This is a genomic window from Devosia aurantiaca (genome assembly GCF_011058215.1).
In the GTDB taxonomy this organism is placed as follows: Bacteria; Pseudomonadota; Alphaproteobacteria; order Rhizobiales; family Devosiaceae; genus Devosia; species Devosia aurantiaca.
Map to the genome: position 1 here is coordinate 770,692 of NZ_JAALFG010000002.1, position 22,403 is coordinate 793,094.

Here is a 22,403-nt window from a genome sequence, read left to right on the forward strand (position 1 = left end):
TGACAGCTGGTGGATGATTATAGGCGGTAGCTAATTCGTCGTCCGCGGCACATGCACCCGCCGCCGCGCCCAAAGCGGCGGCACCGCCTCGACCAGAAGGATCGCCGCAAAGATCAGCGCCGCTCCCGCATAACCAATCGCCGGCAACCGCTCGCCCAGGAGCCAAGCCCCGCCCAGTGCTGCAAAGAGGCTTTCCGCCGACAAGATGATCGCGGCATTGGCCGCCGGCACATGCTGCTGCCCGATGGCCTGGAAGGTAAAGGCCACCGCCGTCGACAACACCGCGGCATAGGCAAGCTCCACCCAGCCCGAACTCACAGCTTCCACGCTTGGCGCCTCGAGCCCCAGCGCCAGAACACTCGCCGCCACCCCGGCCACCAGAAAGCTGATTGCAGACACAAAGATCGGCAGGCCCGTTTCCCGCGCCACATGGCCCAGCAGAACGACGTGGAAACCCCAGAACACAGCACCGAGGGTGATCAGCCAGTCGCCAGAGTTGAAACTCGAAAAGCCCCCGCCATTGAGATAGTAGGTTCCGATCAATGCCATCGGCACCCCGACCAGGATGATCGGATGCGGCCGAGCCTTGAACAGCAAGAAGCCGATGATCGGCACGAAGAACACGTAAAGCGCGGTCAAGAACCCGCCATTGGTGGCAGTCGTTGTCGCCAACCCTGCCTGCTGCAACCAGATGCCGAAAAAGAACACGACGCTGAGCGCCACCACCAGCCACCACTGGCGAGCGGTGATAGGTCCCGGCCGGCGCCGCCGTTCAAGCAGGGCCAGCGGCAGTACCAGCAATCCACCAAGGATGAACCGCACACCGGCAAAGGTCAGCGGCCCCATACTGTCCATAGCCGACTTCTGCGCGATAAAGGCAAAGCCCCAGAACATGGTGCAGACGAGCAGCATCAAGGTCGCAAGCGGACGCGACATGGCTAGAGCTCTGCGTCCAGGGCCGCGATCAGCTGCTGGATTTCTTCCGGTGTCGTGTAGTGGGTAAAGCTCAGCCGCAAGACGCCATGCTGCGGATCGATCCCCAGCGCCTCCATCAGCCGCCAGGCATAGAAATTCCCGCCCGCCGCCATAATGCCATGCTGCGCCAAACGCTTGGCCACCACAGCGCCCGGCTCGGCATGCCGCAGTGCGATCGTGGGCGCCCGCAACTCCGGATCATCGGGGCCGATCAGGCGCACATCGTTGCGGTTCCGCAAATAGTCGAGCAGCGGTCGCCCTAGCGCGATTTCCTGCGCCCGCATCGCCGCATGAGCGCGCCGAAACGCATCCTTGCCCTCGACGGCAGCTCCGGCGATTTCGGCCACTTGCTCGAGATAATCCGCAATGCCGGCGCTCGCGGCGATCTGCGCATGGTCCGGCCCGGCTGGCGTCAGCCGGTAGCGCGGCTTGCCTTCGTTGAAGAAGTGCCCCTGGTTCGGCAGTTGCGCCGCCAGTTCCGGACGAACGGCCATCACGCCCTGATGCGGCCCGTAAACCTTGTAGGCCGAAAAGAAATAGATGTCGGCGCCGAGCGTCTCGAGGTCGGGAATGCCATGCGGCGCATAGCTCACGCCATCGACGGCCAGCACTGCACCCACGGCATGTGCCCGCGCCGCAATTTCGGCCACCGGGTTGATCTCGCCGACGACGTTGGAGCAATGCGTCGCCGCAACCAGCTTCACCCGCTCGTCCAGCACCGCATCGAGATCGGCCAGCGATAGCCGTCCCGTTTGCCGGTCCACCGACCATTCGCGCACCTCAATACCGCGCGCCGCCAGGCGTCGCCAGGCGCCGGTATTGGCCTCGTGATCCTGGTTGGTGACGACGATCGCGTCGCCTTGCTTGAGCCAGCCGCCAAAGGCATTAGCCAGCACATAGGTATTGGCCGAGGATGACGGTCCGAAATGGATCCAGTCCGCCGAAACGTTGAACGCCTGCGCCATGCGCTCATAGGCATGGTTCATCGCCTCGCCCGCTTCGATCGTCGCCGGATAAACGCCAAAGGGCTGAACCTTGGTGCGGCGATAAAAGGTGTCCAGCCGGTCGAGCACGACCTGGGCAGTATAGGAGCCACCCGCATTTTCAAAGAATGCCTGGCCCTGAAGGCTCGGCTCGGCAAAGGCGGGGAACAGCGCGCGAATGCGGGCCGGATCGAGGGGAAGCGTGGTCATGGATCGTCCGATATAGGGTGGACGATTGGTAGTCGAGCCTTGCGCAAAAGCAAACCCCGGCCGTTGCGGGCCGGGGTTGCAGTAGAGCAATTTTAGCCGCGGTTCGGCCCGCCCATCTGACGGCCGCCAGGGCCACCGTGATGCGGCCCGCCATCATGGGGTCCACGCGGACCACCACGCTCGCCGCGCTCCGGCACAAGCTGCGCCTTCTGCGCATCGGTGAGGCTGTCGAAAAAGGCCGTATACGAAGGCTGCACCGCCTGAAGCGCCGCCAACTGTGCCTCGGTCATGGCGATCCGGTTTTCAAGCCGCTCGCTCATGTCCGGCATTGCGGCAACCTCTTGCCCTTCGACAGGCGGCTGCGGACGCAGGCTCTCGGTAGCCGTTTCGAAGGTTTCGGCCGCGGCCAGGGCATCGCTCTTGAGCGTATCGAACAGCGTCTGCTGCTCGTCGGTCAGATCGATGGCGTGGCTGAGCCGCACCAGGGCGATCTCGACGCCTTCGGCGCCGCGTTCAAAGCCGAGCATGCCGCCAAAGCCGCCGCCGTGACGAGGTCCGCCGGGCAGGCCCGAAGCCGGTGGTGCCACAGTCGGCTCGGCCGGCTGCGCCTGCTGCGTGGCGGGTGCAGCATCCTGCGCCCAAACCGGCACAACGGCTGAAACGCCCAGCGTTGCCGTCAACAGAGCCACGGCTGTCTTTGCGGAAATGGTCTTCATCGTAATCCTCCTTGCATGGGATAAGTGTGGGGGTCACCGGCACAAACCCACCCTAGAGGAGGCTTCCTCGTCACGACCTTGCGACAAGGTGAAGCTTTGGCAAGCTTGGTAAGGTCAGCTCGCGATATACTCTCGCATCGCCTCGGCCTCGTGTTCAACTTCCTCGATCTTGTGCTTGACCACGTCGCCGATCGAGATGATGCCGATCAGCTGTCCACCCTCGAGCACCGGCATGTGGCGGATCCGTCGCCGCGTCATCCGCTCCATGACCTCGGCGATCTCCGTTTGACGATCGCAGGTGACGACGCCCCGCGTCATGACCGATCCGATCTGGGTAGCCAGCGCCTCCTGGGCCCCTTGCGCCAAAAGCCGCACGATATCGCGCTCGGAAAGAATGCCGCTGATCGACCCACCGGCACCGGTGATCACCACCGCACCGATATTGTGCGCATTGAGCAGCGCCACCGCATCGGCAACCGTACCGGTTTCACCGAGCGTATGAACCGCCCCGCCCTTGCTGTTCAGGATTGTGTCGACATGCATGGCCATCCTCCGCCAAAAAAGCAAAGTCTGCGCCCGTGAGGTCGAGGCTGCAATAATCACAAGGTCTAAACAAAAAAGGCCGGCGTAAGCGCCGGCCAGTTTGCGTCAAAGAGAGGCGGAGGTCACCCGCCGCGGCGCGGGGTCCACTCCGGACGCCGTTGGCGCCTCGGTTGAACCTCGACCGGAATTCTGCCGCGCAAGGCAAATCGCGCGACTTCGAACAGAAGAACCAGAACCAGCAAAGTCAGTGGCACCATGAAGACCGCCACCTGCGTATCAGCCTGGCTTGCAATGTTGGCCGCCTGGGCAGGGGAAACGCCGGCAAAAAGCGCGACCGCCGAGCCAAGGGCTACACTGGTCGTGCCGAGCACGGCCACCAGTTTGAAACTTTTGCGTCTGGATGACGTAGATGAGTGCATGGGATCGACGTCTTTCCTCGTTTCAACGAGCGGCAACTGACCACGTCAATGCGGTCCGACTGTGAAGCGTTTCGGGACGATGCCGGACCATTTGGCGGCTAAACTGTGGCAGGAGCCACCGCGCCGCGCGAACATAGGAGCCGATCATGCGCGCTGTTCTGGGCCTGGTGTTGAGTGTGTTAGCCGTCAATCCCCTCCTGGCGCAGGAGGCCGAAACGCCCTGGCGCGACGCCGTCAATGCGCAGATCGAGGCCTTCCGGACCGGCGACGCCGAGACTGCGCTTGAATATGCCGGCGCCGCCTTCAAGAACACCTATAAGGACGCCGCGAGCTTCCTCGCCGATGTGGAACGCGCCGGTTACGCGCCCATCGTCTCCTCCCGCACTCATAGTTTTGGCAGCTTCCGCGAATTCGGCGAAACCGCCGTCATCCAGATCGTCAATCTGGTGGGCCCCGACCAGAGCCTTTACGAAGCCGCCTACCAGCTCGCCAACGAGCCCGACGAAGGCTGGCGCGTCCAGGGCGTCGTCATGCGAAAGACGGAAGGGATGGGCATCTAAGCCCCCTTTTCGCCGCCCCGGCCTTTGGCTAAACCCTCCGGGATTGTTTCGGAGGCGATGATGGCTTTTCTGTCCGACGCTTTGGGCCGCGTGGCGACTTCGGCCACCATGGCCATCACGCAAAAGGCGCGCATCCTCACCGCCGAGGGTCACGACATCATCGCCCTTTCCGCCGGCGAGCCCGATTTCGACACGCCGCAAAACGTTCGTGACGCCGCCTTTCGCGCCATCAACGAAGGCAAGACGCGCTACACCAATGTCGACGGCATCGCCGAGCTCAAGCAAGCCGTGGCGCAAAAATTCCGCCGCGACAACGGCCTCGACGTCTCCGCCGCCGATTGCTTCGTATCCTCGGGCGGCAAGCAGATCATCTTCAACGCCCTCCTTGCAACGCTTAACCCTGGCGACGAAGTCGTGGTCCCCGTCCCCTTCTGGGTGAGCTATCCCGAAATCGTCCGCTTTTGCGGGGCCGAGCCGGTGTTTGCCGTCGCCGACGCTTCGACCGGCTTCAAGCTCACCCCGAAGCGCTCGAACGCGCCATCAGCCCCGCCACCAAGTGGTTGATCCTCAACACCCCGTCCAACCCCACCGGCGCCGCCTATACCGCCGCCGAGTTGCGCGGCTTGGCCGACGTGCTGCTGCGCCACCCGCAGGTCCACATCCTCACCGACGACATCTATGAAGTGCTCGTCTATGACGGCGGCAGCTTCGCCACGCTCGCCCAGGTCGAGCCGGCGCTCATGCCGCGCACCCTCACCATGAATGGCGTTTCCAAATCCCACGCCATGACCGGCTGGCGCATCGGCTATTGCACCGGCCCGCGCCCGCTGCTTGCCGCCATGACCAAGCTCCAGGGCCAGTCGACCTCCAACCCCACCTCCATTTCGCAATGGGCCGCCGTCGAAGCCCTCAACGGCCCGCAAGATTTCCTCAAGGACTGGCGCAAGGTCTTCCAGGCCCGCCGCGACCTCGTCGTCGCCGGCCTCAACGCCAATACTGGGCTCGATTGCCTCACTCCCGAAGGTGCCTTTTACGTCTTCCCTTCCTGCCAGCGGCTTTTGGGCAAGACCAGCGCCGGCGGCACGACGCTCGCGAGCGACGAAGATTTCGTCATGGCCCTGCTCGAGGAAACCGGCGTCGCCCTGGTTCATGGCGCAGCCTTCGGCCTCCCCGGCCATTTCCGCCTCAGCTATGCCGCCAGCAATCGCGAGCTCGAAGAAGCCATCCGCCGGATCCAGGGCTTCTGCGCCGGCATCCACTGAGCCGTTTACCAGGCGCTAACCACCGACGATCACGTGATTTCCCGCATAAAAATCGTCAACTCTTCCTGTGCTAAGCAGCACGCGGACGCAGGGACGAGACCATGGATTTTTCAGTTCGCAGCAAGGCGCGCGTATGGGCGGGCACGGTGCTTGGCACGCTCTTTTGCGTGACGGCCGCGACCATCGTGGACTCGCCGAATTTTGCCGGCTTCACCTCAGAAGAGCTGACCAAGGCGCTCACCATCAACATCCTCCTGCCCACCGCTCTTGCGGGCCCCCTGCTCTATTTTCTCCTCAACCAAATCCGCGCCCTGGCCCTCGCCCGCGATGAAATGGCGACCATGGCGACGACCGACAGCCTCACCGGCGTGCTTAATCGCGGCGCCTTCACCATGATGGTCGAAGCCTATCTCGCCCGCGCCATGGAAACCAAGACCGGTCCCGCCGGCTCGCTGCTCGTCATCGATGCCGACCATTTCAAGTCTATCAACGACGATTTCGGCCACTCTGCCGGCGACGATGCCCTGCGCGCCATCACCGCCCGCATCCGCGCGGCCCTGCGCTCCACCGATCTCGTCGGCCGCATCGGGGGCGAGGAATTCGGCGTCTTCCTCCCGGCCACCACCGCCGAACAGGCGCTGATGCTGGCCGAACGCATCCGCAAGACCGTCCGCGAAATCGCCTTCCCCGGCTCCGGCCAGCACCAGCTCTCGGTCAGCATAGGCGGCGTTACCTTCCACAACGAAGGCAATTACGACCGCCTCTTCAAAGTCGCCGACCAATGCCTCTATCTGGCAAAAGACAGCGGCCGCGACCGGGTCAACATGATCAACTACATTGGTCAACTGGCGGCCTGATCAGGCGCGACCCATCCCTTTTGGAGGAAAGCAGCCCAGCTCGGCAAAAGCCGTAACGAAGCTATGCAGATGTCCGGGATGAGCGCCGTGGAAGCCAAGGCTTAAACGGGGTGGGAAGCAGACAGTTAGCTTTTGGCAGGCTTCGAACTACAACAGACTTACCGCCTCAAGCTTATTCAGAACCGCAAGCAGAATGTCTCAGACTGAAGAGCCATCTATCTTCTGAAAGCAAAGGCTGCCTAGCATCGCGGCAAAAAGCTGCCTTTACGTCGAAGGCTCCACCAGCCTGCCCCAAACAGGGTCCCAGAATTTTTCATCTTCAATTCGCACGACAATGCGCTTCAGGCCCAATCGAGCCCGCCAAACTTCTGCAGTCGCGAGTGCTTGGTTCACCGGAACCGGCAAAGAGGCAATCTCGTCAACCGTCGATACGGCAGCAAAACTTCGGCCGAACAACCGTGTGATTTCCACCAACACAGCGTCGTGCAAAAGGGCAGAGCCGGACCCGAGCTTTTCGTATTCTGTCATTTAAATCCCACTCGCTGCGCGATAGTGACCGCATGCGAGGCTAAACTTTGGTCATTCCGCCGCGACGATCAGTCCGGAGAAATAGAGGGTGAAGAGTGGTCTTCCGCCCTCCTCTTCGACACGCATCTGCCAACCACGGAGGTCGAAGAACCGCGCGCCTAATTGAACTATCATCTCGGAAGCGGCCGAGATTGCTTGAGCGCGAGCTTGTTCATCGCTTTCGCAAAGAGTGCCCGAAAGATCGGGTAGATATTGGCCATCTCTGACATGAAAAAAGTATCGTGGCATGCACGTGCTCCAATTATGGCGGGAGCGCGTTGCATCTCTCAAGCACCGAGTGCCTGAAATGGACGGTGACGGACGAGAATGTAAACGCCAGCCAGACGTTCCCAACTCATTCAATATCTTAATCTAGCGCAAGTCGTCCGTTCCCGCCGACGCGCAAAGCGGACGCTCCTCGTAAACACAAAAAACCCGCCGACGCTCGCGACGGCGGGTCATAAAGCGGCCAAGAGGCCGCCGGTCTGTCAAAGAATTATTTCTGCAGCATGAGATTGATTGCAGATTCACGGCCATCGCGACCGGTTTCGACCTCGTAGGTCACCTTATCGTTTTCATAAAGACCAGAGACACCGGAGCGCTCCACAGCGGAGACGTGGACGAAGTGGTCCTTGCCGCCATTGTCCGGGGTAATGAAACCAAAGCCTTTGGTTGCGTTGAAGAATTTAACGGTGCCGTTGATGGTAGCCATTTGAATATTCCTTGAGCTCGGAGCCGAAGCAAAGCGAGCGTTGCCCTTCGCGACATGCGAGAGGGAGCATAGACGTTCGCAAAGTGGATCAGAGAGCCAAGAACCGGCATCACCGGCAAAGGCAGCCGACTTGGGCTGAAAACGTGTATAGAAACCTTATTACACGTAATAGTGGCGGTGGAAAGGCCAGATGAAAGCGAATAAAATTAATGGTCTGTCTTTTCGAACCTACTTGTAATTACTTTCGTCGCTGAGCTCATGGTTTAGGGCGTTGTGATGCAGGCGTCGGCGGCGTCGCCACAGCAAGACTCCCATAAGGAAAACTGGCACGAAGCCTGCGCCTATAGCGGCAGGATGAGCTAGGACCTCGACATCGTAGAACATGCCGAAAATCACGAGCATTAGGAATGCCAGAATAATTGCAACCAGACCGTAGGTGAACGCGGACCCCTGAGGCCGAGGGGCATACTTGTTGGCTGCAGCAATCGCCATTGTTCGTTTGTGGTGCTCTGGCACGACCGGCGTCCTTGAGCTTCCAATAAGCGATTGAAGAGGCAATTGGCGACGCGCGCCTTCAGGACAAGCCTGAATTGACGTCATGCTGGCTATCTGCTCGCAGGGCGGCTTCCACTTCTGCCATCGTGACTGAAATCGCGCTTGTCGTCCCACCGTCCACCAGCATCAACTGGCAAGAGGTACGATAGGCTTGCCACGATACGTCTAAGGGGACTTGCTCCATCACAAGATCGAACGTGCCCGGTGCATGAGCTTGAGGCATGTTGGCTAGGACAAAGCGATGTCTGAAGGTAACAGGCCGGGTTGTGACCTTCGCGATCATAGACGCTCGCCTTTGCCATCAACATTCTGGATGAACGCACGGCGCAGCGGGTACTCTTCCGAGAAATAAAGCTGGCGAATAGCATCGCCGTTGTAACGAATTTCGCTAGCCTCAATGAGGGAGCTCGATTGAACGGCAACCGGCAGTTCTTCTACGGTGAACTGGACTGCTTCTGCGAGCGAGGGAAAACGCTGATAGCGGGCCACGCGGGGCGAGCTCTGGCGGCGTCCAGGATAGAGTTCGGCTGGCGCATTGTAGTTGGTCATCGGTGTTTCCTTGAAAGAGGGCGAAATCGAGCGCCGCGGGGCGCAACGTTCATGATCCAAGGAAAGCGGCAGGAGCCGGCGGCCAAAGGCGTTTGAAACGCATGCACCTATATGGTGCGCAATAGCCGCTTTTGTAAGGCGGATGGGTAGGCTGAAGCTTAGGGAAAGCTTCTGCTAGTGTCCTTGCAAGTCCGCTAAGCTGAACGGTGACGCGGAGCACAAATGTCTGGAATGCGGGTCGACTTCAAACAGGCACCTCAATGGTGGAAAGCGGACCGGCGGCTTTCTTTTTAAAACCAAGTACCTGACCTTCCGCAGAAAGTGAGAGACGATGTCAGCTCTATTTCTTCCTGCAAAGCCCGTAAAAAATAATCGCGCCCTTACGTTCTCGATCGTCTCTTGTTCTGGCCGCGTTACCAGCCTCGCGGACGGCAAGTCGTTCCCCCGCCATATGGCTTGAGTTACCCAGTGCGCACCGTTCTCGGTATCGACGCCGCCTGGACCACGCACAACCCGAGCGGTCTCGCGCTTGCCGTCGAAACCGACGGGCGGTGGCGCTTGCATTCTGCCTTTCCGTCCTATGCCCGCTTTTATGACGATGACGGCGACCTTGGCGTGCTCGATGCCGATCGCCTTCTCGATACCGCCAAACGGCTAGCGGGTCACGAACCCGACCTGATCGCGGTGGATATGCCGCTTGCCAAAACGCTGATCAGCGCCCGGCGCGTCAGCGACAATGCCGTTTCAAGCCATTATGGTGGCCGAGGCGCGGGCACTCACAGCCCCAGCACCACCCGCCCCGGCCTTGTCGCGCTCGATCTGCTCACGGCCCTGACAATTCGCGGTTATGCTCTCGCCACCGGAAACCCGGTTGCTGGACGATCACTGGTCGAAGTCTATCCTCACCCGGCGCTGATCGAACTGCTCGCTGCCCCGCGACGCCTGCCCTACAAGATCGCCAACCGCGGCAAATACTGGCCCGCTCTCGACGCCGCAGATCGCCGCGCTGCAATCTTTGCGCAGTGGCAGCTCATCCTCGATGCCCTCGATCGCGTCCTGCCCGGCGCCCTGACCCTTCTTCCACTGCCCGACGTCACCGCGTCACTGCGCAGCCTAAAGGCCTTTGAAGACACCCTGGACGCCGTGATCTGCGCCTGGGTCGCCACCTCTATCCTCGATGGCACCGCTCGGCCCTTTGGCGACGCCGACAGCGCCATTTGGGTTCCGGCCCCTATTCCGGTGCTCTCCCAGCGCTCCGCTAGCGATCCCTCCACCGAACCCGCTCCCCAGGCGGACCGATCGTAACCATGTCCGCAGTCGTGTCTTGCTGGCCGGGCTCCGGAGGCGCACAGCAAGCCCGTTACCCGGAGCAATAATCGATCATGCGCGTTCATCGCAGCCGACGTCGTTATCGCCTTCTCGCCACGATAATGTGGCTTGGAGCAGGCATCGTGATCTTCCTGCCCAAAGATCTGCCGCAACCACCCTCGATCGCAACTGCCAGCCTCGCTGGCGAGACTTCCGCGAACTAAGTATAAAACGTAAACCATTTGTTAAAATGCAACCTAGTAACCTTTAGGATTTAGGTAAACCGGGCATTTCTCTCGTATTTTATCGGGGCAAGATCAATATCCACAGCGAAGTGGAAAGACAAAGCTTAACCAGCCCCCTAGCCGAGATAGCAAATGACAGCTCGTCCGTCTGATCTAGGTATGAACGAACCCGAGCACCACGACGACTTCGTCGACATGGCGCCATCGGTGCAAGCGCAACAGGTCGTCCAGCGCCTCACGGCCCACCGGCAGCGGCTTCACGAAGAAATCGGCCAGCTCCGCCGGGAACAGGCGGAGATCGAACAGCGTCGGGATGTGCTGCGTCGCCACGTGGACGCGGTGGAAAGCGTCTTCGCCAAAAACCTGGCCGATATCGACGCCACTTTGAAGATCTACAGGTCGGGTATTCACTCGCTCGGCCCGAGCTAAGCCAGCACCGCTACTGCCGTTAACCTTCGTCGTTAAGCTAGACGGCACAAATAGCTATGCAGAACCGTCACTTAGATGGATATCCACAACCAGTGAAAAGTTAATGCACTGGACCCCGAGGAGTTAACAATGGCTGTTCGCGTTAAGAACAATCTGGGAATCGGTGATGATGCCGGTTCGGAGGCACTGGCCGAAGTGATCGAGGCTGCCAAGCAGACTGCCCCTATGGTGCAGCGTCTCGCCTTGCACCGCGACCGCTTTGACCTGGCAATCAAGGAACTTGAAAGCGAACGCTTCGAGATCCTGTCCCGCCGGGACAATCTGCGCCGGCAGGTCGAGGCCATCGAAAGCGGCTTTGCCATGCATCTGGCCGATATCGAAGCCACGCTCAAGATCTACGAGAGCGGCATCGCCGTGCACAACCAGCCCGAGAGCTGAGCCAACAGCCTAGTTGTCGTTGGCACCGACGACGAGAAAGTTCGGCCGGCTGCGCAGCACCTTGTGCTGACGATGATCACGGGCAGCGGGTTTCACCGGCTCCACCGCACGCGTATTGCCCGCGCCGAGTTCCACGAGCGGGAAAACGGCCTTGTTGCGGGCCGGCACTGACGTGTCCGTGCTGCGCGCATTCTGGGTGGTGATGAGCGTGTGAATCATGGTTGCCCCCATTTAAAACAGAGTTAACGCCACAGATTTGGCGAAGCAACACCGGCGCTTCGACTTACCCACATCTTCGTGCTGCATGGCTGCAATTTCGTGACGATCCGCCGTCACCCTTCCCCGCGCCCTTGGCAACCGCTACACTTCGTGATCCGTTTCCTGCTGACATTGTGTGACAGAGACCCCATCTAAGGGGTCATCCGTTCATTCCCAAGTCCGATCGCGAGCGCCATGGCCCCCAAATCCACACGCCCCGGCAAAGCCGAATTTTCCATCGACGAATTCTTCGCCGAGATCGAGAAGGCCGAGGACATCCAGGCCTCAAAACCCCTTTACGCCGAGCGCATGAAAAACAAGCGCGCCCTCGATCGCGCCGATCAGGCAGCCGCCGCCGCAGCCGAGCCCAAAACCGCACTCGAAAAGCGCCGCTCCACCAAGGCCAATTACGACACCGCCACCGGCATGGCGCCCAAGGCCCCGCGCTCCAAGGCGAACTCGGTCGAACGCGTCGATTTCTCCGGCCTCGGCGAAGCTCCGCAAGCCGGCTTCAACCACATGCCCTCGGCCAAGACCGTCGCCGGCATGGTCGGCAACCCGCGCCTCAAGGCCGACATGCTCGATGCCCTCGACGCATCGGTGAAAAAGAACAAGGCCCGCAAGAACGAGGACGTTTCGGGCGCCGCCGTCGGTGTCACCGCCACGGTCAAGGCCCTCGAGCAGATCATTCTCCACGGTCGTAAGGAGGTGGAAGGCTCCGCCCCTGGATGCCGCACCGCCCCGAGCGCCCCACCAAGCGCGGCGCCTCAAAGCCCTTCCGCCTCGCCACCGACTACGTCCCCGCCGGCGACCAGCCCACCGCCATCGCCGAGCTCGTCGAAGGCGTCGACAATGGCGAAACCGACCAGGTCCTCCTCGGCGTCACCGGCTCCGGCAAGACCTTCACCGCCGCCCAGGTCATCGCCCGCACCCAGCGCCCGGCACTGATCCTTGCGCCCAACAAGACCCTCGCCGCCCAGCTTTATTCCGAGTTCAAGGGCTTCTTCCCCGACAACGCGGTGGAATACTTCGTTTCCTACTACGACTACTACCAGCCCGAGGCCTACGTCCCGCGCACCGACACCTATATCGAAAAAGAATCCACCATCAACGAGCAGATCGACCGCATGCGCCACTCGGCCACGCGCGCCATCCTCGAACGCGACGACGTCATCATCGTCGCCTCGGTCTCCTGCATCTACGGCATCGGCTCGGTGGAAGACTATACCGCCATGACCATCGACGTGCAGAAGGGCGAAAAGATCGACCAGCGCCAGCTGCTCGCCAAGCTCGTGGCCCTTCAGTACAAGCGCGGCGATACCGGCTTCGTACGCGGCACTTTTCGCGTCCGCGGCGATACCGTCGAAATCTTCCCCGCCCACTACGAAGCCGCCGCCTGGCGCGTTTCCCTCTTCGGCAACGAGGTCGAGGCGATCACCGAATTCGATCCCCTCACCGGCCGCAAGTCCGCCGACCTCACCTTCATCCGCGTCTACGCCAATTCCCACCACGTGACGCCGCGCACCACCATGAACCAGGCGCTAAAGCTCATCAAATCCGAGCTCGCCGCGCGCCTTCAGGAACTCAACGGCGCCGGCCGCTTCCTCGAAGCCCAGCGCCTCGAACAGCGCACGCTCTTCGATCTCGAAATGATGGAAGCCACCGGCTCCTGCGCCGGCATCGAAAACTATTCGCGCTACTTCTCCGGCCGCAAGCCCGGCGAGCCGCCGCCGACCCTGTTCGAATACCTGCCCGACAACGCCCTGGTCTTCGTCGACGAGTCCCACGTCACCATCGGCCAGCTCGGAGCCATGTATCGCGGCGACCTTCGCCGCAAGGCGACGCTTGCCGAATACGGCTTCCGCCTCCCCTCCTGCATGGACAATCGCCCCCTCCGCTTCGAGGAGTGGAACGCCATGCGCCCGCAATCGGTCTATGTCTCGGCCACCCCCGGCTCCTGGGAAATGGAACAGACCGGCGGCGTCTTCGCCGAACAGGTCATCCGCCCCACCGGCCTCATCGATCCCCCGGTCGAAATCCGCCCGGCCACCCATCAGGTCGACGACGTCATCGACGAGATCCGCCAGACCATCAAGAAGGGCTATCGCACCCTCTGCACCGTCCTCACCAAGAAAATGGCCGAGGACCTCACCGAATACATGCACGAACAAGGCATCCGCGTGCGCTACATGCACTCGGACGTCGACACCATCGAGCGCATCGAGATCATCCGCGATCTCCGCCTCGGCGCCTTCGACGTCCTCGTGGGCATCAACCTCCTCCGCGAAGGCCTCGACATTCCTGAATGCGGCCTCGTCGCCATTCTCGACGCCGACAAGGAAGGCTTTTTGCGCTCAGAAACCTCCCTGATCCAGACCATCGGCCGCGCCGCCCGCAACGTCGACGGCAAGGTGGTGCTCTATGCCGACAAGGAAACCGGCTCCATGGAACGGGCGCTGGCCGAAACCAACCGGCGTCGTGAGAAACAGATCGCCTATAACGAGGCCAACGGCATCACCCCGCAATCGGTAAAAGCCCGCATCAACGACATCATCGACTCCACCGCCGAACGCGACCACGTCACGATCAGCATTGGTAAAGGCAAGGACGGGAAGGAAAAGACGGTTACGGGCGACAATCTCGCCACGGTCATCAAGGACCTCGAACGCGAAATGCGCGAGGCGGCAACGAACCTGGAATTCGAGAAGGCTGCCCGCCTCAGAGACGAGGTCAAACGCCTACGCGAAATGGAACTCGACACTTTGGAAGGCGAGGTGTCGTAGCGGCCTTCTCGAATTTTCGAGACTTCGACGCATCCGACCTTCGGTCGGCAAATCGCTCCAGTGGAGCGATTTGAGTGGAGAAGGCCATGAGAGCTATGCTCGAATGGCAGGCAAGGCTCAGGGACGAGGTCAAGCGGCTGCGGGAGATGGAGCTTGATACGCTAGAGGGATCCGGCATGACTGACGCGTAGCTGCCCGCAAGTGCTCCGCAACGCATACGGATCGTCGAACTATCAAAAGTCCGTACCTAGTGTCTTTGTGGCCATCGCTTATGCGTACGATTAGCGCATTGTGTCAGCTCGACAATAATTCGCACCGTAGACCGCGTCGCTGCCGCATCGCTGAGTTCACGTCGAGACACTATATTTCTTAATTTGCTGGACCTGCCTCCGCGAATCTTCTCTCTTACCTCCGTTTTGGAGGGGGAAGACGTGTCGTCGCTTAATCTGCCAACGTATTATCAAAGTCTAAACGACAATGCGGCTGCCATACTTGGCGCACTAGCCAAAGATCAAGAATCCCTAGCTCGGCAGATCGCTTCTCACAACTTCTTAGCCGACTTCCCGGCATTAGTGTCAGCAATCCGTTCCCGACCAGAAAGTAATATGCTTTCGTTGGCCGAGAAAGAGTATCAATATGCTCTGTATGCTATCGCTACTGGGAGCTATCGACATGCTTTCGCAAGTTTGCGGTTGGCAATGGAACTCGCACTGAGTTCAATCCTGTTCTCCGCTCACGAAATTAGATACCATCAATGGTCCGCTGGTGACGCAGACATAAACTGGAATTCTATCGTGGAAGACGAAGGCATTTTCTCAAAGAATTTCATCAAGGCGTTCTTCCCAGATTTAGCCGACCAAGGCACCCAATATAGGGCAATCGCGAAAGCGGCTTATCGTGAATGTTCACAATACGTGCACGGTAACATGAAAACTCATTCCGATGTCGGGCTGGAGGTGAGGTTTCGCAAGGAAGTATTTATGGCATGGCACGATCTTGCTGAAACGTTCCACTTATGCCTTGTATTCGCCTTCGCCGCTAGGTTCGCCCTGGGTCTGGATAAGTCTCAGCTAAGCGATATTCGCCACATCTTAACCGAAAATATCGGTCAGCTGACTGGCATCCAGTCACTAAACACCTGAGGCAGAATTGAGTGACTTTTTCTTCCGTACCGAAGATCTGAAGCCTGACGAAGTTCTTGAGTACTTTGTTGAGACTCAGCAAGATCGTCAGATTATTACAGCTTTAAAGAATCGAAATCCAACCATCGTTGTGGGAAGTCGAGGGGTTGGGAAATCTTTTCTTCTGCGCGTCGCGCAGCAGGAGATGCTTGATGAACTGGATGAGGAAGGTCTGTTCCCCGTATATCTCAGCTTCGTTCGTAGTTCGCTTCTGCAATCGCCAGATTCTCAACAGTTCAAGCACTGGATGCTCGCAAAAATATGCGCCGCAACCATACGCGCATTGATGAAAGCCGGACGGCTTGCGTCAGTTCCCACTAGCGCTCAGCTTCTTGCTGGCGAAGGGCAAGTACCAGAGACCACAGCTACGAATATAGAGAAGATTGCGGACGCTTTCGAAGCGTCGTGGAAAGATCCTCAAAAGGTTATCAACACAGACTCGGTTCCTTCGATAGACGACCTGAAAATTGCGTTTGAGGACTTGTCAGACGAGCTTGGCCTAAAGAGATTTGTCCTTCTGATCGACGAGGCGGCCCACATATTCCTGCCGGAACAACAGCGACAATTCTTTACGCTGTTTAGAGATCTTCGAAGTCATTGCGTCACATGCAATGCTGCTGTCTATCCCGGAGTGACCAGCTATGGAGAAACATTCCAACCCGTCCATGACGCAACAATGCTCTCGATCGACAGGGACGTTCAGTCCACGACATATATCGAGAACATGCGGGAAATTGTCGAAAAGCAGGCCGAGTCAGGAACGCTTAAAAATATTGCGCAAAATGGTCGTAATTTTGCCATTCTTGCTTACGCAGCGTCCGGCAATCCGCGCATTCTACTAAAAACATTAGCGGCAGCACCGAAGGTTAATTCTACAGAGGTGACAAACGTTATTCGTGATTATTATAGAACGGATATTTGGGCGGAGCACTCTACGCTATCCGAAAAATATATGGGCCATCGGAGCGTTATCGATTGGGGCCGCTCGTTTGTCGAAAGCGTGATTATCCCTGACGTAAAAGCAAGAACGACGCGTATCTCGCGTCCGACAAATCTACCAGTGCATATTTTTGGCTACATAGGGACGCGCCCGCCGTTGTGAAGGAGGCGCTACGTGTGCTTGCTTACACTGGTATTGTGAATGAACAAGCTTCGGGGATCAAAGCTTCTCGCGGTGAGATTGGTACGCGATATATGATTAACCTCGGCTGTCTATTCGCGCAGGAGTCTGCTCCTACCGTGAATGCGTTTGAAATCGCATCGGAACTCACGCCCAAGCGCATGACCGAGTATGGCGCCAATCATCCTGCGTATCGCAGGCTTCTAGAACATGATGCTCAGATAGGGACGAGCAACGGCCCGTTTTCACTTCAAGCGCAAATGGAAAAGTCCATCGATGTTTTGGATATATCACCGTGGCAAAAGGAGAAACTGCTTGAGTTGGGCCTAGAAACCGTCGGCGAAGTGTTTGGTGCGACAGAAGAGAAGCTGAAAGAGGCTTTATATGTTGGAAGCAAAAGAGCGAGGCGAATGAGAAACGCTGCAGTCGCGGCGGTTCTTGAGTACCTTTCTGGATAATTACATAACGGCCGTCCCTGTTTGGAGGATGGGGAACAGAAGACGGATCTGCGCTAGCCTCTTGCCTCGCTCAAAATCTCGCGCAGCACCTCGAACACGCCCTCCGCATTCCCCAACGCATCCGCATTGCTGAACCGCAGCGCGGGAACGCCCCGGCCTCCAGAAACGCCGTTCGAGCCGCATCCGCGCAATCGCCTGGTCGAAATAGTGGCTGTCGCCATCGATCTCGACGATCAGCTTTCGCTTCTTGCAGACGGAATCCACCACATAGGGCCCGACCGGCGCCTGCCGCCGCCAATGCATCCCGGTCTCGCGCCAGGGATGAAGCACCGCCCAAAACGCCTGCTCAGCCGCCGTCGGATTGCGGCGCTAACTGCGCGCGAAGGTGATCTTGTCGGTCATGGTTCCCTCGGAAGGGACGATAGCAGAGCTGCAAGGGGAGAACACCCCCACCCGGCCTCCCCCTTGAGGAGGGGAGGAGTGGGCTCCACTCGTGGGCACCATCGTGCCACACCCCGGATGGAGCTCCTCCCCCGACTTACGGGGACTGCGATCCGGCCGCAGGCAAAATCGCCCCAGTGGAGCGATTTTAGGAGAGAAGGCCATGAGAGCTATGCTCGAATGGCAAGGGTGGGGGCCTTCGCTTCTACGCCAATCAACGCATTGCCCCGCACGCCGTCCCGCGCCACCCTGCCCCCATGCACCTCTCCAATGGCGGCCCGCCCCTCGATGACGACGACACCCACACCCCACCCTGGGGCAAGAACGGCATCGGCACCTACTTCCTTTGGGCCGCCGCCAAGAAGCGAGCTTTCGACGCGCCCTTCGACATAGCCAGACGCCGTGCCCAACGCGCGGCGATGATCGGCCTGACCTACGAGGAATACACGCTCGAAATCCTCGAACGCGGCCGCTACCTCAACGCCGCCGACACCACCCGCATCGCCGAAATCATCAGCAAGCGCCCCGTCCGCTACTAAACCCAATCTATCCCGCTTCTCCCCGCCCTGCCCCTCTGCCGCACACTCCCCGCTCCCAAGCCAGGAGTTTGCCATGCCACCCCGCCGCACGCCTATCACCCGCCGCCAGTACCGCGACTACATGCATGTGCGCGAAACGCTCGCCGACCTCAAAATCGATCTCCGCTGCCACCTCGCCGGCGAAAGTTTTGGGGGCATCGAAGCCGTGCTGGCGCGGCGGTTCATGGCCGATGCCGCACGCCTCGTGGCCCGCGAGCCCGGTGGCCGATCGCTTTACCGGCTCCCCGCTACTGGCGACATCCCGCGCGAAGCCATGCATGCGGCGCTTCATGATGTCGGCATCGCCCTCGCGGCCTTCGTTCGGGCCCATTACGACTATGAACCCGACGAGCTCTGGATCGAAGGCGAGGAGACTGGTTGGAGCGCCGACCCGACCTGAAACTTATCCCCGCGCCCGAAACCGGTGGCATCCTTCCCCCATTCCCGCCGACAACACGCGGCACCGACGAAGCGCCGGGCGGGAAGACGGGCCATCCGGGGTCGCCTGGAAGGATGCGTGGATGCCGACACTGGCCAGGTGAGCGTGCGGTGTTGGGGAAATGGGAACTCGCGCACCCGCCTCGAAACCAAGCAATCGCCGTCACCATTGGGTGGGCTGCTCGAGGCGTGCGCACAAAATCCCGATCGTGCGAAGCGGCTTTCGCCTCTTCACTACCAATTTTTTGGGGCGAAAGCCGCTTCTCACCGTGCTCCAACCGGAAGCCCCTGGGCCGGCCGGCGCTTTGGCACGTCCAAATGAAACGGGGTGCCCGGCGAACCGGACACCCCGTTGAACCGGGAACACGGGGGCGATCTGCTCCCGGCTTGTCTTGGAAAACTCTAGTTCTTCTTCACCTGGCCTGGAGCGCTATCCTTGGCCGCGCCCTCCTGCTGGCCGGGCGCAGAGTCCTTGGCCGGACCATCCTGCTGGCCGGGCGCGAATGGGCGGGCACTGTTGTTGTTGCCATTGCCGTTGTTGCCATCCCCGATGCTGGCCTGCAGCACGGTCAGCAATTCGGGCGTGATGCGAACGGCGGTGCAGACCGATTCCAGCGTTGCCGGATCCTCGATGCCGCAGACCTGGGCGGCAAAGTTGGTCGAAAGCGACACGGTATCGGGCACCTGGCCCACGCCGACATTGAGCTGGGTGGCCAGATCGGCGCGGACGCCGCTCAGTTCGATGACCACGGTGTCCTGCGCCAGCACTGCGCTCGAGGCGAGCAGGCCGGCAGCAAAAGCCAGGATGGAAAGTCTACGCATTTGGTTCTCCTCAGGAAGGACCCTCGCCCTTATAATTCCCCAAGCACAACGTTTGTTCCTGCTAAGCGATTGTTTTTGTTATGACAATTCGCTTATAGCCTTTGTCAGCCTCCCGTCAGCCACCGCGCCGGGCAACTTCCCACCCCTGGCTCGTTTCTCTCCCACTCACAAAGGAGAAGCGACCCGATGGTCAAGGAACACCACGACAACGACAAGAGCCCGGCCGAAATCCAGGATCGCATCTGGGAACTGGCCAAGAAGATCGATTTTTGCATGTTCACCACCTGGGATGGCGAACGGCAGCGCTCCCGCCCCCTCTCCGCCCGCCCGGAGCGCGAGAACCATGCCATCTATTTCCTCGTCGATGCCGAGGGTGAAAAGAACTGGCAGGTCGACAAATTCCCCTGGGTCTCCTGCGCCTGGGCCGACAACAGCAATTTCAACTACGTCGTTGTTTCCGGCAACGCCAAGGTCACCAATGACCGCGTCAAGATCAAGGATCTCTGGACCGATTTCGACAAGGCCTGGTGGGAAGACGAAAACGACCCCTCCATCCGCCTTTTGACGGTCACGCCCGAAGATGCCGAGCTTTGGGACAGCCCCGGCAAGCTCGTGTCCTTCGCCAAGATGGCCGTAGCCGCCGTCACCGGCAAGGGCCCGGAAATGGGGACCAATGAAAAGGTAAACCTCTAGTAACATCTGGCAACGGCGGGAACCAACGCCCGGAGCAAACCCTTGCAGGACACCTTTTAACCCAAGGAATCCTCCCATGCTTCGTCGCAATATTCTCGCCGCTGCCGCCGTTTTGCCCGTCGCTGCGATCGCCAGCCGCGCCTTCGCCCAGGACGCAGCCGCCCCCGCCAACGAAACCGCGCCCGCAGCAGAAACCGCACCCGCCGCCGGTGCCGCCGCCCCCGCCATGGGCGAAGCCGAAATGAACCATGCCGAGCAGACGAGCATGGTCGGCGCTCTCTCGCTCCTCCAGAGCCGCTTGGCGCTGCAGAACGCTGAAAACGACCAGGTCAAGGCATTTGCCCAGTTCGAAGTCACCGAACAGGAAACCATCGCCGACATCCTCAAGTCGATGCAGTCCGGTGCTGCCGAAGCGAGCGCAGAAGTGCCCTCCCCGCCGATGCCGACCTGATGGCCATGGTCGATGAAGCCGGCCAGGCCAAGCTCACCGAACTGCAGGGCCTGACCGGCGCCGAATTCGACAGCGCCTATGTCGCCGCCAACCTCGAAGGCCATCAGCAGCTGCTGGCCATACAGGAAGAATATCTCAGCGCCGGCACCAACCGCGAGCATGTCAACGTCACCAAGCTTGCCAAGGGCATGATCACCGAGCACATCGCGCATCTCGAAGCCCTTCAGGGCGCGCTCGGCTAATTTATTCGACGCCTGATGCCTCGGTGCTACAATCAATGGCGGCGCCCTTCAAAGGCGCCGCCACATCTTTAAGCATCAGCAAACTGGAGGCACCGCATGCATATGTTCTCACTCTCGAGTTTGCTTGCGTCGCCCAGCGAGGCAGCATTGTCGGTCATGGCCGCGTCGAAGTCTCGCCGTTCGAACCATGCTTCCGCACTTTTCAAGCTTTTGCCGCTGGCTTTCGCAGGTTGTGCCATGATCGCACCCGTTTTGGCCGCGCCGATCACCGCTCGGGTCTCCGGCGGCACGGTTGCTATCTATTCGGGCCCGAGCGACCGATACACCGTCATCGGCTATGTCGAAAATGGCACCGAGCTTCCAATCGACCGGTGCACGCAGGTCGATCGCGAATCCCGTTTCGGCGGCATTGCCGATAGCGGTCATGTGCTGAGCGGCGCCGATGCAGGTCAGTGGTGCCGCATCCCCGACTACGGCTGGGTAAGCCGCAACGATCTGGTCGGCCGTGGCTTGGTCAACGTGACGCCACCGGACTTCAGCGGCCCGGGGTGGTGATCAGATCCAGCCGCTGAGCTCGCGTCGCACCATGGCTTCGATCATGTCCATGCCGGAGGGCGAGGCGTTGAGGCACGGGATATAGGCGAACTGCTCGCCGCCAGCATGCATGAAGGTTTCCTTGCCGCCCATCGCGATTTCTTCCAGCGTCTCGATACAGTCAGCCGAGAAAGCCGGAGCAAGGATGGCCACCTTCTTCACGCCCTTGCCGGGCAGCGCTTCCAGCGTCTTGTCGGTATAAGGCTGCAGCCATTCCGTCGGCCCGAAACGGCTCTGGAACGTCACCATCAGCTTTTCCTTGGGCCAGCCAAGATATTCCCGCACCAGCCGCGTCGTCTTATAACATTGGCAATGATACGGATCGCCCTTCTTGAGGTACTCGACCGGCATGCCGTGATAGGAGGTAATCACCAGATCCGGCTCGAACGGAAGCGCTTCGACGCCGTCGCGGATCGAATTGGCCAGCGTCTCGATATATTTTGGATCGTCAAAATAAGCTGGCGCAGTTCGCACTGCGGGCTGCCACCTCATGGTTTTGAGTGCGTCGAACGCCTTGTCATTGGCCGTCGCCGTCGTGGTCGCCGAATACTGCGGATAGAGCGGCACGAGCAGGATCTTCTGGCAGCCCTCGGCCTGCATTCGCTTCAGCACGCTTTCGGTCGACGGATTGCCGTAGCGCATGGCGAAATCGACAACGATATCCTCGCCCCTAGGCGCTGCGCTAAGCTTTCGGCCTGATTACGGGTGATGACGCGGAGTGGACTTTCGTTTTTCTCGCGGTCCCAGATTTGCGCATAGGCATGACCGCTTTTTGTGGCCGGAAACTGAGGATGACGAGGTTGAGGATCGGCCACCAAAGAAGCTTGTTGGTTTCGATGACGCGAGGGTCCGAAAGGAACTCGCGCAAATAACGCCGCACATTCCAATAGTCGGTGCCGTCCGGTGTCCCGAGATTGAGCAGCAAAACGCCGATCTTCTGCTTGGGAACGGAGGGATGGTCGGGAGGAAGATGTGCGGACATGGGCAAGATTGGAAAGGTTCCAGATTGGCCGGCA

26 protein-coding genes and 4 pseudogenes are annotated in these 22,403 nt (G+C 60.0%); 16 read left to right on the plus strand and 14 right to left on the minus strand.

The features are described from left to right. Positions 1-30: 30 nt before the first annotated feature. From G5575_RS11495 to G5575_RS11515, 5 genes are all read right to left on the minus strand, one after another. On the minus strand, positions 31-936 hold the full coding sequence (locus tag G5575_RS11495; protein WP_164534431.1) for a DMT family transporter: 906 nt from the start codon (positions 934-936) through the stop codon (positions 31-33). Positions 937-938: 2 nt separating this feature from the next. After that, entirely contained in the window at positions 939-2,168 is a 1,230-nt protein-coding gene (locus G5575_RS11500) for an aminotransferase class V-fold PLP-dependent enzyme (RefSeq protein WP_164534432.1), read from the minus strand. A gap of 92 nt (positions 2,169-2,260) precedes the next feature. Then, positions 2,261-2,884: a Spy/CpxP family protein refolding chaperone gene (locus G5575_RS11505; protein ID WP_164534433.1), complete on the minus strand. Its 624-nt coding sequence runs from the start codon at positions 2,882-2,884 to the stop codon at positions 2,261-2,263. Between the two features lie 114 nt (positions 2,885-2,998). After that, positions 2,999-3,427 carry a CBS domain-containing protein gene (locus tag G5575_RS11510; RefSeq protein WP_164534434.1) on the minus strand — a complete coding sequence of 143 codons (429 nt, stop codon included), beginning with the start codon at positions 3,425-3,427 and terminating at the stop codon, positions 2,999-3,001. A 122-nt stretch (positions 3,428-3,549) separates the two neighbouring features. After that, positions 3,550-3,846 (minus strand): hypothetical protein, encoded by a 297-nt coding sequence (locus tag G5575_RS11515; RefSeq protein WP_164534435.1) that lies wholly within the window; start codon positions 3,844-3,846, stop codon positions 3,550-3,552. Between the two features lie 146 nt (positions 3,847-3,992). On the opposite strand from G5575_RS11515, the gene G5575_RS11520 reads away from it, so the two are divergent. The 3 genes and pseudogenes from G5575_RS11520 to G5575_RS11530 all read left to right on the plus strand — a co-directional run bounded on the left by G5575_RS11520 (position 3,993) and on the right by G5575_RS11530 (position 6,525). Continuing rightward, positions 3,993-4,406 (plus strand): DUF4864 domain-containing protein, encoded by a 414-nt coding sequence (locus tag G5575_RS11520; RefSeq protein ID WP_164534436.1) that lies wholly within the window; start codon positions 3,993-3,995, stop codon positions 4,404-4,406. Positions 4,407-4,466: 60 nt separating this feature from the next. Next, positions 4,467-5,668: pseudogene (locus G5575_RS11525) on the plus strand (pyridoxal phosphate-dependent aminotransferase). A gap of 101 nt (positions 5,669-5,769) precedes the next feature. Then, positions 5,770-6,525 carry a GGDEF domain-containing protein gene (locus tag G5575_RS11530; protein ID WP_164534437.1) on the plus strand — a complete coding sequence of 252 codons (756 nt, stop codon included), beginning with the start codon at positions 5,770-5,772 and terminating at the stop codon, positions 6,523-6,525. Between the two features lie 264 nt (positions 6,526-6,789). Here the strand turns inward: G5575_RS11530 and G5575_RS11535 are convergent, their stop codons facing one another. The 5 genes from G5575_RS11535 to G5575_RS11555 form a co-directional block, all read right to left on the minus strand. After that, positions 6,790-7,053, minus strand: a complete 264-nt coding sequence (locus G5575_RS11535) for a hypothetical protein (RefSeq protein WP_164534438.1) — start codon at positions 7,051-7,053, stop codon at positions 6,790-6,792. Positions 7,054-7,104: 51 nt separating this feature from the next. Beyond that, positions 7,105-7,341 carry a DUF6894 family protein gene (locus G5575_RS11540; RefSeq protein ID WP_164534439.1) on the minus strand — a complete coding sequence of 79 codons (237 nt, stop codon included), beginning with the start codon at positions 7,339-7,341 and terminating at the stop codon, positions 7,105-7,107. 247 nt (positions 7,342-7,588) lie between these two features. After that, positions 7,589-7,804 carry a cold-shock protein gene (locus G5575_RS11545; protein ID WP_164534440.1) on the minus strand — a complete coding sequence of 72 codons (216 nt, stop codon included), beginning with the start codon at positions 7,802-7,804 and terminating at the stop codon, positions 7,589-7,591. Between the two features lie 574 nt (positions 7,805-8,378). Further along, entirely contained in the window at positions 8,379-8,642 is a 264-nt protein-coding gene (locus G5575_RS11550; RefSeq protein WP_164534441.1) for a hypothetical protein, read from the minus strand. Beyond that, entirely contained in the window at positions 8,639-8,908 is a 270-nt protein-coding gene (locus G5575_RS11555; RefSeq protein ID WP_164534442.1) for a hypothetical protein, read from the minus strand. Before G5575_RS11555 ends, G5575_RS11550 begins: the two co-directional genes overlap by 4 nt. A gap of 468 nt (positions 8,909-9,376) precedes the next feature. On the opposite strand from G5575_RS11555, the gene G5575_RS11560 reads away from it, so the two are divergent. The 3 genes from G5575_RS11560 (at position 9,377) to G5575_RS11570 (ending at position 11,328) form a co-directional block, all read left to right on the plus strand. Further along, on the plus strand, positions 9,377-10,213 hold the full coding sequence (locus G5575_RS11560; RefSeq protein ID WP_328765973.1) for a DUF429 domain-containing protein: 837 nt from the start codon (positions 9,377-9,379) through the stop codon (positions 10,211-10,213). A gap of 407 nt (positions 10,214-10,620) precedes the next feature. Further along, positions 10,621-10,890 carry a DUF3450 domain-containing protein gene (locus G5575_RS11565; RefSeq protein WP_164534444.1) on the plus strand — a complete coding sequence of 90 codons (270 nt, stop codon included), beginning with the start codon at positions 10,621-10,623 and terminating at the stop codon, positions 10,888-10,890. Between the two features lie 129 nt (positions 10,891-11,019). After that, a complete protein-coding gene (locus G5575_RS11570) occupies positions 11,020-11,328 on the plus strand; it encodes a hypothetical protein (RefSeq protein ID WP_164534445.1) in 309 nt (102 codons plus the stop codon). A 9-nt stretch (positions 11,329-11,337) separates the two neighbouring features. Here the strand turns inward: G5575_RS11570 and G5575_RS11575 are convergent, their stop codons facing one another. Then, complete coding sequence (locus G5575_RS11575) at positions 11,338-11,547, minus strand: hypothetical protein (RefSeq protein ID WP_164534446.1); 210 nt, start codon at positions 11,545-11,547, stop codon at positions 11,338-11,340. Positions 11,548-11,895: 348 nt separating this feature from the next. On the opposite strand from G5575_RS11575, the pseudogene uvrB reads away from it, so the two are divergent. The 4 genes and pseudogenes from uvrB to G5575_RS19410 form a co-directional block, all read left to right on the plus strand. Continuing rightward, positions 11,896-14,342: pseudogene (gene uvrB / locus G5575_RS11580) on the plus strand (excinuclease ABC subunit UvrB); the annotation flags it as partial. A gap of 458 nt (positions 14,343-14,800) precedes the next feature. Then, positions 14,801-15,511 carry a hypothetical protein gene (locus G5575_RS11585; protein ID WP_164534448.1) on the plus strand — a complete coding sequence of 237 codons (711 nt, stop codon included), beginning with the start codon at positions 14,801-14,803 and terminating at the stop codon, positions 15,509-15,511. Positions 15,512-15,518: 7 nt separating this feature from the next. Then, positions 15,519-16,652, plus strand: a complete 1,134-nt coding sequence (locus tag G5575_RS11590; RefSeq protein ID WP_207633106.1) for an ORC-CDC6 family AAA ATPase — start codon at positions 15,519-15,521, stop codon at positions 16,650-16,652. Positions 16,653-16,666: 14 nt separating this feature from the next. Further along, a complete protein-coding gene (locus G5575_RS19410) occupies positions 16,667-17,128 on the plus strand; it encodes a hypothetical protein (protein WP_207633107.1) in 462 nt (153 codons plus the stop codon). Here G5575_RS19410 and G5575_RS22250 read toward each other — a convergent pair. Next, positions 17,129-17,485, minus strand: a pseudogene (locus G5575_RS22250) (endonuclease domain-containing protein); the annotation flags it as partial. Between the two features lie 341 nt (positions 17,486-17,826). Here G5575_RS22250 and G5575_RS11600 point away from each other — a divergent pair. Then, positions 17,827-18,108, plus strand: coding sequence for a hypothetical protein (locus G5575_RS11600; RefSeq protein ID WP_164534450.1), 282 nt, complete (start codon positions 17,827-17,829; stop codon positions 18,106-18,108). 73 nt (positions 18,109-18,181) lie between these two features. Further along, complete coding sequence (locus G5575_RS11605) at positions 18,182-18,547, plus strand: hypothetical protein (protein WP_164534451.1); 366 nt, start codon at positions 18,182-18,184, stop codon at positions 18,545-18,547. 440 nt (positions 18,548-18,987) lie between these two features. On the opposite strand, the gene G5575_RS11610 is transcribed toward G5575_RS11605, so the two are convergent. Beyond that, positions 18,988-19,407, minus strand: a complete 420-nt coding sequence (locus G5575_RS11610; RefSeq protein ID WP_164534452.1) for a hypothetical protein — start codon at positions 19,405-19,407, stop codon at positions 18,988-18,990. Between the two features lie 186 nt (positions 19,408-19,593). Here G5575_RS11610 and G5575_RS11615 point away from each other — a divergent pair, with 186 nt between their 5' ends. The 4 genes from G5575_RS11615 to G5575_RS11630 all read left to right on the plus strand — a co-directional run bounded on the left by G5575_RS11615 (position 19,594) and on the right by G5575_RS11630 (position 21,348). Continuing rightward, the gene (locus G5575_RS11615; RefSeq protein ID WP_164534453.1) at positions 19,594-20,100 is read left to right on the plus strand and encodes a pyridoxamine 5'-phosphate oxidase family protein; all 507 of its coding nucleotides are present in this window, start codon (positions 19,594-19,596) and stop codon (positions 20,098-20,100) included. 76 nt (positions 20,101-20,176) lie between these two features. Next, positions 20,177-20,551 (plus strand): DUF305 domain-containing protein, encoded by a 375-nt coding sequence (locus G5575_RS21155; RefSeq protein WP_164534454.1) that lies wholly within the window; start codon positions 20,177-20,179, stop codon positions 20,549-20,551. After that, positions 20,551-20,793, plus strand: a complete 243-nt coding sequence (locus G5575_RS21160; RefSeq protein ID WP_164534455.1) for a DUF4142 domain-containing protein — start codon at positions 20,551-20,553, stop codon at positions 20,791-20,793. Before G5575_RS21155 ends, G5575_RS21160 begins: the two co-directional genes overlap by 1 nt. A 237-nt stretch (positions 20,794-21,030) precedes the next feature. Continuing rightward, on the plus strand, positions 21,031-21,348 hold the full coding sequence (locus G5575_RS11630; RefSeq protein ID WP_164534456.1) for an SH3 domain-containing protein: 318 nt from the start codon (positions 21,031-21,033) through the stop codon (positions 21,346-21,348). Here G5575_RS11630 and hemH read toward each other — a convergent pair. Then, positions 21,349-22,369, minus strand: a pseudogene (gene hemH, locus G5575_RS11635) (ferrochelatase). Positions 22,370-22,403 lie beyond the last annotated feature (34 nt).

Bases quoted from the DNA above. Each gene is read 5' to 3' on its own strand.
- G5575_RS11610 (WP_164534452.1), bottom strand. From the start codon at position 19,407: ATGCGTAGACTTTCCATCCTGGCTTTTGCTGCCGGCCTGCTCGCCTCG.
- G5575_RS11615 (WP_164534453.1), top strand. From the start codon at position 19,594: ATGGTCAAGGAACACCACGACAACGACAAGAGCCCGGCCGAAATCCAG.
- G5575_RS11510 (WP_164534434.1), bottom strand. From the start codon at position 3,427: ATGCATGTCGACACAATCCTGAACAGCAAGGGCGGGGCGGTTCATACG.
- G5575_RS11500 (WP_164534432.1), bottom strand. From the start codon at position 2,168: ATGACCACGCTTCCCCTCGATCCGGCCCGCATTCGCGCGCTGTTCCCC.
- G5575_RS11495 (WP_164534431.1), bottom strand. From the start codon at position 936: ATGTCGCGTCCGCTTGCGACCTTGATGCTGCTCGTCTGCACCATGTTC.
- G5575_RS11575 (WP_164534446.1), bottom strand. From the start codon at position 11,547: ATGATTCACACGCTCATCACCACCCAGAATGCGCGCAGCACGGACACG.
- G5575_RS11550 (WP_164534441.1), bottom strand. From the start codon at position 8,642: ATGATCGCGAAGGTCACAACCCGGCCTGTTACCTTCAGACATCGCTTT.
- G5575_RS11555 (WP_164534442.1), bottom strand. From the start codon at position 8,908: ATGACCAACTACAATGCGCCAGCCGAACTCTATCCTGGACGCCGCCAG.
- G5575_RS11540 (WP_164534439.1), bottom strand. From the start codon at position 7,341: ATGCCACGATACTTTTTTCATGTCAGAGATGGCCAATATCTACCCGAT.
- G5575_RS11565 (WP_164534444.1), top strand. From the start codon at position 10,621: ATGAACGAACCCGAGCACCACGACGACTTCGTCGACATGGCGCCATCG.
- G5575_RS21160 (WP_164534455.1), top strand. From the start codon at position 20,551: ATGGCCATGGTCGATGAAGCCGGCCAGGCCAAGCTCACCGAACTGCAG.
- G5575_RS11520 (WP_164534436.1), top strand. From the start codon at position 3,993: ATGCGCGCTGTTCTGGGCCTGGTGTTGAGTGTGTTAGCCGTCAATCCC.
- G5575_RS11605 (WP_164534451.1), top strand. From the start codon at position 18,182: ATGCCACCCCGCCGCACGCCTATCACCCGCCGCCAGTACCGCGACTAC.
- G5575_RS11630 (WP_164534456.1), top strand. From the start codon at position 21,031: ATGATCGCACCCGTTTTGGCCGCGCCGATCACCGCTCGGGTCTCCGGC.
- G5575_RS21155 (WP_164534454.1), top strand. From the start codon at position 20,177: ATGCTTCGTCGCAATATTCTCGCCGCTGCCGCCGTTTTGCCCGTCGCT.
- G5575_RS11505 (WP_164534433.1), bottom strand. From the start codon at position 2,884: ATGAAGACCATTTCCGCAAAGACAGCCGTGGCTCTGTTGACGGCAACG.
- G5575_RS11530 (WP_164534437.1), top strand. From the start codon at position 5,770: ATGGATTTTTCAGTTCGCAGCAAGGCGCGCGTATGGGCGGGCACGGTG.
- G5575_RS11535 (WP_164534438.1), bottom strand. From the start codon at position 7,053: ATGACAGAATACGAAAAGCTCGGGTCCGGCTCTGCCCTTTTGCACGAC.
- G5575_RS11515 (WP_164534435.1), bottom strand. From the start codon at position 3,846: ATGCACTCATCTACGTCATCCAGACGCAAAAGTTTCAAACTGGTGGCC.
- G5575_RS11600 (WP_164534450.1), top strand. From the start codon at position 17,827: ATGCACCTCTCCAATGGCGGCCCGCCCCTCGATGACGACGACACCCAC.
- G5575_RS11570 (WP_164534445.1), top strand. From the start codon at position 11,020: ATGGCTGTTCGCGTTAAGAACAATCTGGGAATCGGTGATGATGCCGGT.
- G5575_RS11545 (WP_164534440.1), bottom strand. From the start codon at position 7,804: ATGGCTACCATCAACGGCACCGTTAAATTCTTCAACGCAACCAAAGGC.